The following is a 13053-nucleotide window of genomic DNA, read 5'->3' on the forward strand; positions in this document are numbered from 1 at the left end:
ATGCGGTTTTCGCTTTTCGTTCATATGGAACGCACCTCTCCCGATCAGGACCAGCAGGAGCTGTATGAAAACTTCATAGAACTGGCCAAGATCGCTGATGCGGGCGGCATGCATGCGGTCTGGACCGGCGAACATCACGGGATGGATTTCACCATCTCGCCGAACCCGTTCCTGAATATCGTCGATCTGGCACGCCAGACCAACAATGTGCGTCTGGGAACCGGAACCGTTATCGCTCCGTTCTGGCATCCGATCCGGCTGGCCGGAGAGGCCGCAATGACGGACATGATCACGAATGGCCGTTTGGATCTGGGCATCGCGCGTGGCGCCTACAGCTATGAATACGAGCGGATGGTGCCGGGGCTGGACGCCTGGGAGGCAGGCCAGCGTATGCGCGAGCTTGTTCCGGCAGTGCGGGGTCTTTGGGAGGGCGATCATGCGCTGGACGGAGAGTTTCATTCTTTCCCGGCAACCACATCTTCGCCCAAGCCTCTGCAACAAAACGGTCCACCGATCTGGGTTGCCGCGCGCGATCCCAACAGTCATGAGTTTGCGGTATCGAACGGTTGTCACGTGCAGGTCACCCCTTTGTGGCAGGGCGACGAAGAGATCACCCGGCTGATGGATACGTTCAACGCAGCCTGCGCCAAATTCCATGACGTCCCGCGCCCCGAAATCATGCTGTTGAACCACACCTACATCGCCTCGGACGAGGCGGATGCCCGTCGCGCGGCGGAAGAGATCAATCGCTTTTATTGCTATTTCGGCGCGTGGTTCAAAAACGAACGCCCAGTGTCGCAGGGACTGATCCAGGCGCTGAGCGATGACGACATCGCTAACCATCCCTTCTATTCGCCCGAGGCGATGATCCGGGACAACGTGATCGCCACGCCCGACAAAGCAATCGAACGCATCAAGGGCTATAGCGATCTTGGATATGATGAGTATTCTTTCTGGATCGACAGTGGGATGAGCTTTGAGCGCAAGAAAGCCTCGCTAGAGCGGTTCATCGCGGACGTCATGCCCGCCTTCGCCTAAGGAGAGAAAATGCGGCAGTTTCAGCACTATATCGGCGGCACGTTTTCGGATGGGACCGCGCAGTTCGACAGCCTTGATCCCGCGACGGGCACCGTTTGGGCGAAAATGCCTGAGGCCCGAACACATGATGTGAACGCCGCGGTTGAGGCTGCGTGTTCAGCGCTGAATGCCCCCGAATGGGCGACCATGACAGCAACGGTTCGTGGTAAACTGTTGTACCGGTTGGCCGATCTGGTCGCCGAAAATGCTCAGACCTTAGCCGAGCTTGAAACGCGCGATACCGGCAAGATCATTCGCGAAACCTCTGCTCAGATCGCCTATGTCGCGGACTACTACCGTTACTATGCCGGATTGGCGGACAAAATCGAAGGAGCGCACCTGCCGATCGACAAGCCCGACATGGAGGTTTGGCTGCGCCGCGAACCAGTTGGTGTGGTGGCCGCCATAGTGCCGTGGAATTCGCAACTGTTCCTGTCTGCGGTCAAGATTGGCCCGGCGCTTGCCGCCGGTTGCACAGTCGTTCTGAAAGCATCCGAAGATGGTCCGGCCCCGATGCTGGAATTCGCGCGTATTTTCGATCAGGCAGGCTTCCCGCCCGGAGTTCTGAACGTCATCACCGGCTTCGGGCCGGAATGCGGCGCCGTTCTGACCAGTCACCCGGATGTCGATCATGTTGCCTTTACAGGCGGCCCGGAAACCGCGCGCCATATCGTGCGCAACTCGGCTGAAAACCTCGCTTCGACTTCGTTGGAACTGGGCGGAAAATCCCCGTTCATCGTGTTCGAAGATGCCGATATCGAAAGTGCTGTGAACGCGCAGGTCTCGGGGATCTTTGCTGCGACCGGGCAAAGCTGCGTGGCGGGATCGCGATTGGTAATCTCTGACAAGATCAAAGATGAGTTTCTGGCCCGGCTCACCGAAAAAGCGGGTGAGATCGTGATCGGGGCGCCCGATGACCTAAAGACCGAGGTTGGTCCGCTGTGCACTCAGGCTCAGCTTGTGACTGCTGCAGATATGGTTGCTGATTCCGTCTCGGCAGGGGCTACCGTGATAGCGGGTGGGCAACCTTTGGACCGTGAGGGGCACTATTTTCCACCGACAATCATTGATTGTACGGACGCGCCTGATGCGCCCTGTCTGACGCGCGAAGCCTTTGGTCCGATCCTCTCGGTCGTCAGTTTCGGGACCGAAGCGGAGGCGGTACAAATAGCCAACAACACCGCGTTTGGGCTGGCGTCGGGTGTCTTTACCAAAGACTTGACCCGCGCACATCGAATGATCCGCAGAATTCGGGCTGGCATTGTCTGGGTTAACACATATCGCGCGGTCAGCCCGATTGCTCCATTCGGAGGTCATGGACTGTCGGGCCACGGGCGCGAAGGGGGCCTGCAGGCGGCGCTTGATTACACACGGGTCAAATCGGTCTGGTTGCGCACAAGCGACGATCCGATACCCGATCCGTTCGTGATGCGGTGAATCTGACTAATCAACAGCATCCTTGGGCCAGATTTAGCACACTTTAGACAATCGCATCTCTGCCGCGCGTGCGTGGCCTTCCATGCCTTCCATCCGACTGATCCTAGCAGTGCGTTCAGCAAGCTCGTGCGAGGCTTGCGCTGTGCAGCGCTGCCAAGTCACCGTTTTGGTGAATTTATGCACTGACAGACCGCCGGTATATCGGGCCGCTCCGCTTGTCGGCAAAACATGATTTGGCCCGGACGTCTTGTCGCCGAAGGGCACTGTTGTTTCGGCACCCAGAAACAGCGATCCATAGGTGGTCAGTTGGTCCAGCCACCAATCCAGGTCCTCGGCGATCACCTGCAGATGTTCGGGCGCGTAGTTATTGGCGACCCTGGCAGCCTCGTCGCGGCTGTCGCAAAGAATGATCTCGGCCCGGTCGCGCCATGCCGTGCGCGCTGCACTAGCGTTCGGCTCGGGAAGACTTTCGATCAGGGCATCGGCGCGCGCGATAACACCCTGGGCCAGAGCTTTATCGGTGCTGACCAGCCAGACAGGGCTATCGACGCCGTGCTCGGCTTGGCTCACCAGATCCCAGGCGACAGTCTCGATCGATGCTGTGTGATCGGCAATGACCAAGGTATCGGTTGGACCTGCAAACATGTCGATGCCAACCTTACCAAACAGCATCCGTTTCGCCTCGGCGACATAGGAGTTTCCCGGACCGACAAGAATGTCGGCTGGCCGCGCACCAAAAAAGCCATGGGCCATCGCAGCAATCCCCTGAACTCCGCCCAAATTCAGGATCAGATCTGCACCGCTAAGGTCCATCGCATAAACTATTGCATCAGGGATGCCCGCACCGGGACGCGGTGGCGAGACCGCCGTGATGTGGGACACCCCAGCCACCTTTGCCGTGGTAATTGTCATCAACGCACTTGCGATATGGCTATACCGACCACCGGGTACATAGCACCCCGCACTAGCGATCGGGATCTGTTTCTGACCTGCGATCAGGCCGGGCATCACCTCGAGCTCGCATTCGCTCACCGTGGTCATCTGCGCTTCGGCAAATCGACGGATATTGGCATGGGCAAAGCGGATGTCGTCTTTGACCTGTTCAGGCACGCGGTCACATGCGGCTTTGCGCGCTTCATCAGTCAACACAAACTCTCCCGTCCAGCCATCGAGCGTTCCGGCATAGCGCCGAACGGCCTCTTCGCCCTCGCGCTCGATATTGGAGAGCATGATTGCGACGATATCGCGGATATCCGAATTTTCTGCATCGGGGCGGGGCAGGGCGGTTTTCAGATAAGAGACGGCCATGGGGAACCTCAACGCGTCAGAGAGTGGGAGTGGATAGCGCCCGCCAGAATATCGACGGTGTCGATGATCGGAACGCTTTTGGGCAAGTCGCGGGTGAGCAGAGAGAATTCGGAGCAGGCCACAAACAAAAGCGCGGCACCCCTGCCCGAAAGGGCGTTAGCAGCGTCGGAAAGTGTGCTGAGCGCAACGTTGGTTGGCCCTTCAGATTTGATGTGGCGGATCGTGCCGAGCATCCTATCTTCATCCTCGGGCCAGATTGCGGTAAATCCAGCGCGGTTCAGGGGGGCGTCAAAAATTCCGACCTTTCGCAGCGCTGGTGAGGCAAGAATTCCGACCTGGCTGCCCGAAGGCAGGTGCTGCACCGCTTGATCCACGGACAGGTCTACCATGTTCAGAAAGGGGATCGAGACGGCGTCCTCTATCTGCGCCGCATAGTGGTGTGCGGTGTTACACGGCATCGCGAGCGCGGTTGCCCCTGATTGCTCCAATCCTCTCGCCATATCGGCCAGAACCGGCCCGGGATCAGACCCGTTGCCCTCGATCAGGTGCGCGATGCGGGAAGGCACCTGTGGGTTCATGTCAATCAGTAGTGGCAGGTGATCGGCATCATCCGCCGCCTGTACCGTGGATAACACGCGCTGCTGCAACAGAATTGTCGCCTCGGGGCCCATTCCGCCCAATATGCCGGTGACGCGGGGTTTCATGCGAAGACCTGCTTGCTGGAACTTATCACCGTGATTTACAGATTGACCCAGCGGTCGGTGTGATCGAAAGCGAAATCATAACCGAACAGGCCAACCGAGCCTCCGGTATGCAAGAACACCACACGCTCATCCTTGAACGAGCCCTTGCGCGCCAGATCGATCAGACCGGCGGCCCCTTTGGCGGAATAGACCGGGTCGAGCAGAATGCCTTCCAGTTCGGCAAACATGCGGATCGCCTCAATGCCGCTTTCGGTCGGCAAGCCGTAGCCGTCGCCTACATAGTCGGTATTGGCCATCACATCCTCGCGCCGCACCACGTCCGGGCTACCCAATTTCTCGGCCGTGTTGCAGGCTAGATCATAGACCATCTGCTCTTGCTTGGGCTGCGGTGCGCGGGTGCCAATGCCAAGAACCGGAATGCCCGTATTCATGGCGCAAAGCCCGGTGACCAGCCCGGCTTGCGTGCCCGAGGAGCCCGTCGCATGCACCACGCGATCGATTTTGAGACCGGCGTTATTGGCCTGGCTCACAAGCTCTAGCGCGCAGTTCACATAGCCAAGCGCTCCGGTCGGGTTCGAACCTCCGCCCGGAATGACATAGACGTTGTGACCTTCTTCACGCTTCTTCGCGGCCGAACGCTCCATCTCGGCGGGCATGTCGTGGCCGCCGGGAAACTTCTCGGTGGTTGCGCCGTGCAGATGATCCAGCAGGACGTTGCCATTGTTGTTGTAGTTGGCGTTGTTATAGCTGGTGCGGTCTTCCAGTAGGATATGACATTTCAAACCCAGCCGGGCAGCGAATGCAGCGGTTTGACGCGCATGGTTCGATTGCGTTGCCCCTTGTGTCATCACCATGTCTGCGCCTTGTTCGAGCGCTTCGCCGAACAGAAACTCTAGTTTGCGGGTCTTGTTGCCACCCGTCGACATGCCGGTGCAGTCGTCTCGCTTGATCCAAAGATCGATTCCCAGAGCCTCGGACATACGATCCATCCGTTCAAGCGGTGTTGGCAGATGGGCAAGAAAAACACGGGGAAAACGGGAAAGATGCATCAAGCTGTCCTGATCTGGGCCCGGCACATGGTTCAAGACCGGTAGGTCTTGCCAACATGGGCCGCTGGGTAGGTTTCTGGGTTTAGAATGCCGCCTGTAGTCAAGCCGCAAGGTCAGGCCTAATCACAGCGGATGGGGCGCGTCGGTCAAGCGCACTGTACCCGGTTTCGAAAAAGCCGGAAAATAACTTCGATATTGCGCTTAGATTACCTGGCAGCTCATTCGGGGGGTGCGGGAATGGTTCGAAAGTCGTCATTCAACCACGGAAACCGCGAATTCATAGGCTCGGTCACATGACGACGGATCAGGTTTTGCAGGGTGTTGTGTATCAGTCGGGTGGTTGTCGACGGATAGATATTGGTCGTGAACAACGATACGGTACGCGCAAAGCTTTTGCCCGGGAAAGGTAATGCGCGTGCATCTTTGTGGAATCGCCGTGCGCGATAGTAGCTGGCGGCAGTCGTGATCGTCCAACCACTGCCCCCGGCGACAAGTCCGATAATTGACTGATTGCATTCAAGTTCGAACCGGTTGGGTAGGTTAATCTTGCTGCGGGTTAGCTGAATTTCGATGAGTCTGCCTATGGTGTGATCACGCGAATATCGTAAAAGCGGAAGCGGACTGTCTGATTTGGTCAGTTCCTCGACCGGTCCGTCATATGCAGGCGGAAGAATGACGATAAACGGATCTCGAAGTAGCGGGAATTCGATTAACCCCTCAAAGTGCTCAGGAGGTCGGGTCGCAACCCCTGCATCCAGCTTTTGAGACTGCAGTTTGTCAAGAATCTCATGGCTGGGGCGGGTAAAGTGGCGAAAATTGCACCGCGGCAGGCTTGCAGAGAGATGACGGAAGAGTTCTGGCGCGACCCGGCTGTCAAAATCGTCAATCAGGCCCAGACGCAAATCTGTTGCATGTTGCCAACTGCCCGAGCGAAGCTCGGCCTCGCCCCGTTTCAAGGCGATCAGGCCGTCATGCACATGTCGTGAGAACACTGTGCCTGCGGGTGTCAGACCCATGGGTCTGCGGCTGTGGTCCACCAAATCCACATCCAGCGCCTTTTCAAGACTGCGCAAATGATTGGAGACCGTACTGATTGACAAACCGGTTTCAGCTGACACCTTTTGGATTGAACCCAACTTGGAAATAAGTTGGAAGACCTCCAGCCACCTGAGACTGAGTGCTTTCTTTGTCATAGGATGCTCCCAAACCAGCGAACTATCAGTAAAAAGCGAAACAAAGTTTCGCTTTTTACGCAACCAGTATTTTGATTTACTAATTCAATGCGTAAGGACTATGGTTTTTCTACTGTTCCAGAGTTCGGACGTTTCAAGAGCCGACAAGTGGAACCAGCAGGGAGAAAATAGTCAAAATGATCAAGAAATATCTGCTCACAACAGCATATGCCGGGATTGCGGCCGTCACCGCTTCACAAGCCGCCGCGCTTGATGAACTGACGGTTGCATATTTCCTCGAATGGCCGATGCCGTTCCAGTATGCGAAAGCAAACGGAACCTACGAAGAAGAACTGGGCGTCAAGATCAACTGGGTGTCCTTCGACACTGGCACCGCCATGTCAGCTGCGATGGCCTCGGGTGATGTACAGATCGCGGTCAGCCAAGGTGTACCACCGTTTGTGGTAACCACTTCGGCCGGTCAGGATATCCAGATCGTCGATGTGGCGGTCAGCTATTCAGACAACGACAACTGCGTTGTTGCCGAAGCGCTTGAAATCGACAAGGGCAACGCGGGTGAACTGAACGGCAAGAAGGTCGGTGTTCCGATCGGTACAGCTGCGCATTACGGTTTCCTGTCGCAAATGTCTCACTTTGGTGTCGACATCGGTTCAATGGAAATTGTTGACATGGCTCCTGCCGATGGCGCCGCGGCGTTTGCCCAGGGCAACCTCGACATGGTTTGCGGCTGGGGTGGCGCGCTTCGTCGTATGACCGAGCATGGCAACATTCTGCTGACCGGTGCTGAAAAAGAAGAGATCGGTATTCTGGTGTTCGACGTCACTAGCGCTCCGGCAAGCTTCATCGAAGAAGAGCCCGAGCTTCTGTCGAAGTTCCTTAAGGTTACCGCAGATGCCAACGCCAAGTGGAACGCAGGCGACAGCAAAGATGAAATGCTGCCGGTGATTGCAAAGGATGCTGGTATGGATCCTGCAGACGCTGAAGCCACAATCGCGACTTTCACCTTCCCGTCAGTTGAAGACCAGCTGTCCGAGAAGTGGCTGGGCGGTGGCGCGCAAGACTTCATGCAGGGTGTTGCAAACGTGTTCGTGTCGGCAGGCAGCATCGAATCCGCTCTGGATTCGTATGATGGTGCCGTTAATGCAGGCCCGCTGACAGCTGCGAATAACTAATCACGCAGGACATTTCATGCGACCGGCCCCGGTTTCGGGCCGGTCGACAGCTATGAAAGCAGGAAGGAGGCAGGATGCCTGAACTGGACATCGTAGAATTGTCCATGCGCTTTGACTTACCCAACGGCTCCTCAGTACAGGCCCTACAAGATGTTTCACTCAGCCTTAAAGAGGGTGAGCTGATGTCTGTCCTTGGCCCGTCGGGCTGTGGTAAAACGACGTTGCTGAACATCGTTGCAGGATTTCTGGCGCCGACATCTGGCAAGATTGAACTGAACGGCCATCTGGTCAAAGGCCCTGATGCTGAACGCGGGATGGTGTTTCAGAAGGGCGCGTTGTTCGAATGGATGAACGTGCGGGAAAATGTCGAGTTTGGCCCGCGTATGAAAGGCATGCCCAAAGCCGAGCGTGACCAGATTTCCGACCATCTGCTTGAGGTCGTGGGGCTGCAGGATTTCAAGGACAAGGCGGTTTATGAACTATCGGGTGGGATGCAGCAGCGTGTTGCGTTGGCGCGGTGCCTGGCAAACGAGCCGGACGTCATCCTGATGGACGAACCGCTGGGTGCTTTGGATGCGCTGACCCGTGAGAAAATGCAGGGCCTTGTCCTGAAGCTTTGGAAAGAAACGGGCAAGACGATCATCCTGATCACCCACTCGGTCGAAGAGGCCTTGTTGCTGGGTGAGCGTTTGATTGTCATGGCCCCCAGACCGGGGCGCATTCACCGCGAATACAATCTGCCTTTTGCTGAACGCGGTGTGAATGCCGATCTGCGTGATGTGAAGAAATCCGAAGGTTTTGCGGAAAAGCGCGATGAGATCCTCTCGATGATCTGGGAGATGGAAGAAGAAATTATGGGTCGGACGGAGCAGGCATCATGATTGTACTTCTCTTCTATATCGGCCTGTTCGGTGGCGCGTTTTTCATCGTCTACGCGTTACGCCGCGGTTTGCAATCGCGTCAGGATTTCACAAGCTTGAAAACTGTGACTTTCGGCGACGAAAGTGCCGTACGAGCGGATAGGGCTGCATCGATAATCTCAGTTCTCGTGATCTTTGTAATCTGGGCGGCTTTCACCGGCTCGAAGTTGTTTCCGATCCATGTGCCGGGCCCATTTGTAGGTGATACGCAATTCACCTATACGCTCGAAAACGCGGATGGCAGCACGGATGAAGCCACGATTTTTGTTCGCGTTCCAGCCTTCGGTGAGGAAGCAGAGAAATTCGAGGTCGAGCCCGGCAGCGGATTTGCCAAAGACGATGCGGTTGCTGCTGCTGCGGGCCGCTCATCGACGATCCTGTTCGACAAGAACGATGATGCCAAACGTAATGAGGGTGCAAAGATCGTCGCGATCAACGGCACACCTATAGGTGAAGGCCAAAAGGTTGATACAGGCGATGGTACCGTAACGCTGACCGGGAAAGGGGCGATCAGTTTCACCCCCAAACAGGGCTTGCAGATGAACCCCATCTGGCTTCCAGCCCCTGAAACCGTTGTGGCCCGGTTCTTTGAGATTGCGAATGAAGGCTACCAGAACTTCTCGCTTTGGGAGCACCTGGGCTGGTCGCTGTTGCGCGTGATTGCTGGGTTTATCGCAGGTGCGCTTGTGGGGATTCCGCTGGGTTATGCAATGGGCCTATCCGGTTGGTTCCGCGGCTGGTTCGATCCGATTGTCGAGTTCATGCGACCGGTGCCGCCACTTGCGCTGATCCCACTGGTGATCATCTGGTTCGGCATCTGGGAGACCGGCAAGATCGTTCTGCTGTTCCTTGCGGCCCTTTGGATCATGACCATCGCCGCGCGGGCTGGTGTGTCCGGTGTGAACATCTCGAAAATCCACGCAGCGTATTCTCTGGGGGCGTCGAAATGGCAGATCATGCGCCATGTGATCGTGCCCAACTCGCTGCCCGAGATTTTCACCGGTGCACGTGTGGCCATGGGTGTCTGTTGGGGAACTGTTGTTGCGGCTGAACTGGTTGCCGCACAAAAGGGCGCCGGCATGATGATCATCGCCGCATCCAAATTCCAGCTGACCGACATTGTCATTATGGGGATCGTCCTGATCGGGGTGATCGGATATGGAATCGATATCCTGATGCGCAAGGCCGAGAACTGGCTGGTGCCATGGAAAGGCCGCAGCTGATCGGTCTTTCCGATACTGTGGTAACAAAGCGGCCCCCGAGCAATCTCGGGGGCCTTTTGTTTCAGCTGCGATTAAGAACGCGGCGTTGGACCTTGCTGCTGTCTTAGCTTGAACACGGCATCGGTCTGTATACCTTCAGAGCTCCTGTGCCCAAGGCGGGTTTGCCCCCGCTCGGGATACGGTGACGGCAGCGACCTTTGCACCGTATTCAAGCGCGTCGCGAAGACTGCTTGTGGGCAAAGTGCGCAAGGCGGGCTTGTTGAGATGACCGGTTTGGCTCAGCGCGGCCAGCACACCTGCGTTGAACGTATCGCCAGCACCAACAGTATCCACAACCTTAACTTTCTGGACGGGTACGGATACGTCCGTTCCATCAGAAAGATAGCCTGTCGCGCCATCCCCCCCTTTGGTCACGATTGCGATCGCTGGTCCTGCACGAAGCAGCAGTGGAATTTTCTCGGCATGGCTTTCGGGGCCCGGTATAATCCAATCAAGGTCTTCATCGGAAACTTTAATGATGTCGGTCTTTGCGATCATACGGTTCAAGCGGGTCCGGTATCGCGTCTGATCCTTGATAAAGCTGGGTCGAATATTGGGGTCCAGCATTACGGCACGATCCGCGCCATGACGATCAAGTGTGGCCGCGTAGGCATCGGCACAGGGTTCGCAAGCCAGGCTGATCCCTCCGAAATACAGTGCGGAAACGCCCGGTAGTTGATCCGGCATGTCTTCGGGCCGCAGCATCCGGCCCGCCGTATTCTCATCGACAAAACTGTATGTGGCGTGCCCATCCCGCAACTGCACGAATGCAAGTGTCGTAGGACGGTCCGAGCGGATAACGTGCGAGGTCGCGACATGGCTGATCTGCAAGGCGGCGATCAACTGCTCTCCGAACATGTCGGTAGATAGCCCTGACAGCAGCCCCGTTTGTATGCCCAGACGACCCAGTGCAATCGCGGTGTTGAAGATTGCACCACCGGAATGTGGGACAAACCCTTTGCCGCCAGAAACCGTTGGTTCGGCGATCATATCGATCAGAGCTTCTCCACAGCACAGGATCATTCTGCTATCCCTCGGCCTGCTTGAAAATGCGCGGCCAAATTACCGTGCCAAGGCATTCTTACAGAAATTGTTAGCGCCAACAATGCCAAACTCATCCTGTTCTGACACATACAGGTTCATCGATTGCCGCAATTCATCGAACCGACCTCCTGCGTTGAAGGCACGCAGAAAATCCTGACCAAACAGCCAGCGGTTCTTTTCGGCCACCCCGCCAACAAGAAACACACCTCCGGAGGGGATAAGAGCAACAGCAAGATCGCCCATTATGGCGCCCAGATGCTCGGTGAACATTCGAGCCGCCTTAACAGCGCAGGCATCCGAGCCGTCCTGAGCATCCTGCAGAATGTCTTTTGCCGAACGTATCATGCCGTTGGGCTGACCTTCGGCCATTCCGATCGCCTGATAGAGAACCGGTAGGCCAGTTCCGCTCAGGAACATCTCGGCCTCGATGGTGAGCGTATCGTCAAAAAAGCACTCGGGTATGATCTTGCGCGCTGCGCGGAAAACCTCGACCTCGTCAAGATGGCGCGGGGACAATCCAACATGGCCGCCCTCGCCGGAAACGGTGTGAAAATGTCCTTCGGAGTAGAGCAGGGCGCCCACGCCCAGCCCGGTTCCCGGCCCGACAACTAGCCGTGTCCCCAGTGGTGGAGCGGGTGAGCCCTGCAATACCTCAACATCATTCTCGGTAATCTCGGCGACTGACCATGCGGCAGCCGTGAAATCATTGATGACATAGGTATGGTGCGCGCCGGTTGCTCGGGCCAGAGCGTCTTCGGAAAGATCAAGATTGGCATTGGTCAGGCGAATGGTGCCGTTCTGGACCGGCCCCGCCCCGGCAGCAACGACCGCGCGCGGTCTTGTTCCGACCTCGTCGCACAAGCTGTGTAATGCGTCTTGCAGGTCGCTTACGGAGCCGGTGGGGTGTTTGCGAAGATCGGTCAGCGCCCCCTCGGTTACGACGCCCAATCTTGTATTTGTGCCGCCGATATCAGCCACCAGATTCCAATGTGCGTGTAACCCTCCCTTGGGTCTAACCCATGAGGCCGGCTGGGCGTCACTTGTTTGGATTGTCTGCAACGCCTCGACGTCGGTCCCGGACTGAACGAAAATGCCGTGTACCAAGGTGTCGGATTCAAGCGCGTCATGTACGCGCGCCAGCGAATGCACAAAGTCATGACCCGCATCGGCGGCTACGGTCACGAATGAAGGCAGCGATTGCTCATGTGTTGTGCGCATGAGTATGTCTATGTCAGCGCCCTCTTTCACGACTACGCTGCACCAATCAATCGGCTCGGCGATGATGGAAAAATCATCCCGCCAATTTTCGGGAAAGTGGCAGGCCAATCGATCCAGCAAAGACTGCGGGTATTGCCCGTTGGTTATCGTATCAAGGATGAGCGGATCGACCTCTACACCCAGATTGGCCATCCCATAGCTCCGCATTTCCTGACGCGCCGCGCCCTGTGCAAGCAATTGATGGTGCAGGCTGCGGGCATTAGTGCGAGGGTCGCGTTCGATTCCGACGGACGGGTTCAAGGTAGAGATGTTGAATATCCGATCACCCATCCGAGCGACGACTGCCTCAGAAAACGCTGCAAAATAGTCGGCCATTACTCGATTGCGCCACCCGCCGATATCCTCCAGCGCTGGGGGGATATCGTTGTGATCCAGCACGATGCATGGCCGAATGCTGTGTGCCAAAAGCTGATCAATTCGCTGCTCGCTCTGATCCAATGCGCGTGCATCAGAAATGCGACCGTCTGGCATGATGTGCTGCCAACGGACTGTAAAGCGGTGCATGTCTAGCCCAGTTGCCGGTTCTGCAGGGGAAGCCGCACCAAACAGAAAGCCATTGGGAAAGTCAGAACGGGTATATTTCATTGTCGCAACCTGTTGGAGCCATGA

The 13053-nt window shown here is 56.8% G+C and carries 11 protein-coding genes; 5 read left to right on the forward strand and 6 right to left on the reverse strand.

What is annotated here, in order from left to right:
- Both ACRZ96_RS08510 and ACRZ96_RS08515 read left to right on the forward strand, forming a co-directional pair.
- Complete coding sequence (locus ACRZ96_RS08510; RefSeq protein ID WP_170407735.1) at window positions 1–1038, forward strand: LLM class flavin-dependent oxidoreductase; 1038 nt, start codon at window positions 1–3, stop codon at window positions 1036–1038.
- A 9-nt stretch (window positions 1039–1047) separates the two neighbouring features.
- Window positions 1048–2514: an aldehyde dehydrogenase gene (locus ACRZ96_RS08515; RefSeq protein ID WP_480771800.1), complete on the forward strand. Its 1467-nt coding sequence runs from the start codon at window positions 1048–1050 to the stop codon at window positions 2512–2514.
- Between the two features lie 33 nt (window positions 2515–2547).
- On the opposite strand, the gene hisD is transcribed toward ACRZ96_RS08515, so the two are convergent.
- The 4 genes from hisD to ACRZ96_RS08535 form a co-directional block, all read right to left on the reverse strand.
- Window positions 2548–3822 carry a histidinol dehydrogenase gene (gene hisD / locus ACRZ96_RS08520; protein WP_480771799.1) on the reverse strand — a complete coding sequence of 425 codons (1275 nt, stop codon included), beginning with the start codon at window positions 3820–3822 and terminating at the stop codon, window positions 2548–2550.
- An 8-nt stretch (window positions 3823–3830) separates the two neighbouring features.
- Window positions 3831–4526: a cysteate racemase gene (gene cuyB / locus ACRZ96_RS08525; protein ID WP_170663516.1), complete on the reverse strand. Its 696-nt coding sequence runs from the start codon at window positions 4524–4526 to the stop codon at window positions 3831–3833.
- Between the two features lie 35 nt (window positions 4527–4561).
- The gene (gene cuyA, locus ACRZ96_RS08530) at window positions 4562–5575 is read right to left on the reverse strand and encodes a D-cysteate sulfo-lyase (protein WP_170663515.1); all 1014 of its coding nucleotides are present in this window, start codon (window positions 5573–5575) and stop codon (window positions 4562–4564) included.
- Window positions 5576–5793: 218 nt separating this feature from the next.
- Entirely contained in the window at window positions 5794–6768 is a 975-nt protein-coding gene (locus ACRZ96_RS08535) for a LysR family transcriptional regulator (protein ID WP_480706244.1), read from the reverse strand.
- Window positions 6769–6944: 176 nt separating this feature from the next.
- Between ACRZ96_RS08535 and ACRZ96_RS08540 the strand changes: the two genes are divergently transcribed.
- The 3 genes from ACRZ96_RS08540 (at window position 6945) to ACRZ96_RS08550 (ending at window position 10083) form a co-directional block, all read left to right on the forward strand.
- A complete protein-coding gene (locus ACRZ96_RS08540; RefSeq protein ID WP_170394406.1) occupies window positions 6945–7940 on the forward strand; it encodes a taurine ABC transporter substrate-binding protein in 996 nt (331 codons plus the stop codon).
- 74 nt (window positions 7941–8014) lie between these two features.
- Window positions 8015–8821 carry a taurine ABC transporter ATP-binding protein gene (locus tag ACRZ96_RS08545; RefSeq protein WP_170394409.1) on the forward strand — a complete coding sequence of 269 codons (807 nt, stop codon included), beginning with the start codon at window positions 8015–8017 and terminating at the stop codon, window positions 8819–8821.
- Window positions 8818–10083: an ABC transporter permease gene (locus ACRZ96_RS08550; RefSeq protein ID WP_170394412.1), complete on the forward strand. Its 1266-nt coding sequence runs from the start codon at window positions 8818–8820 to the stop codon at window positions 10081–10083. The genes ACRZ96_RS08545 and ACRZ96_RS08550 overlap by 4 nt, the downstream gene beginning before the upstream one ends.
- Window positions 10084–10218: 135 nt before the next feature.
- Here ACRZ96_RS08550 and ACRZ96_RS08555 read toward each other — a convergent pair whose 3' ends face one another.
- Window positions 10219–11145: a carbohydrate kinase family protein gene (locus ACRZ96_RS08555; protein WP_480706241.1), complete on the reverse strand. Its 927-nt coding sequence runs from the start codon at window positions 11143–11145 to the stop codon at window positions 10219–10221.
- A gap of 39 nt (window positions 11146–11184) precedes the next feature.
- On the reverse strand, window positions 11185–13029 hold the full coding sequence (locus ACRZ96_RS08560; RefSeq protein ID WP_480706239.1) for a family 1 glycosylhydrolase: 1845 nt from the start codon (window positions 13027–13029) through the stop codon (window positions 11185–11187).
- Window positions 13030–13053 lie beyond the last annotated feature (24 nt).

The sequence above is a fragment of the Ruegeria sp. CF1 genome (assembly GCF_056537445.1).

Bases quoted from the DNA above. Each gene is read 5' to 3' on its own strand.
- ACRZ96_RS08540 (WP_170394406.1), top strand. From the start codon at position 6,945: ATGATCAAGAAATATCTGCTCACAACAGCATATGCCGGGATTGCGGCC.
- ACRZ96_RS08560 (WP_480706239.1), bottom strand. From the start codon at position 13,029: ATGAAATATACCCGTTCTGACTTTCCCAATGGCTTTCTGTTTGGTGCG.
- cuyA (WP_170663515.1), bottom strand. From the start codon at position 5,575: ATGCATCTTTCCCGTTTTCCCCGTGTTTTTCTTGCCCATCTGCCAACA.
- ACRZ96_RS08550 (WP_170394412.1), top strand. From the start codon at position 8,818: ATGATTGTACTTCTCTTCTATATCGGCCTGTTCGGTGGCGCGTTTTTC.
- ACRZ96_RS08535 (WP_480706244.1), bottom strand. From the start codon at position 6,768: ATGACAAAGAAAGCACTCAGTCTCAGGTGGCTGGAGGTCTTCCAACTT.
- ACRZ96_RS08545 (WP_170394409.1), top strand. From the start codon at position 8,015: ATGCCTGAACTGGACATCGTAGAATTGTCCATGCGCTTTGACTTACCC.
- ACRZ96_RS08555 (WP_480706241.1), bottom strand. From the start codon at position 11,145: ATGATCCTGTGCTGTGGAGAAGCTCTGATCGATATGATCGCCGAACCA.
- ACRZ96_RS08510 (WP_170407735.1), top strand. From the start codon at position 1: ATGCGGTTTTCGCTTTTCGTTCATATGGAACGCACCTCTCCCGATCAG.
- cuyB (WP_170663516.1), bottom strand. From the start codon at position 4,526: ATGAAACCCCGCGTCACCGGCATATTGGGCGGAATGGGCCCCGAGGCG.
- ACRZ96_RS08515 (WP_480771800.1), top strand. From the start codon at position 1,048: ATGCGGCAGTTTCAGCACTATATCGGCGGCACGTTTTCGGATGGGACC.
- hisD (WP_480771799.1), bottom strand. From the start codon at position 3,822: ATGGCCGTCTCTTATCTGAAAACCGCCCTGCCCCGCCCCGATGCAGAA.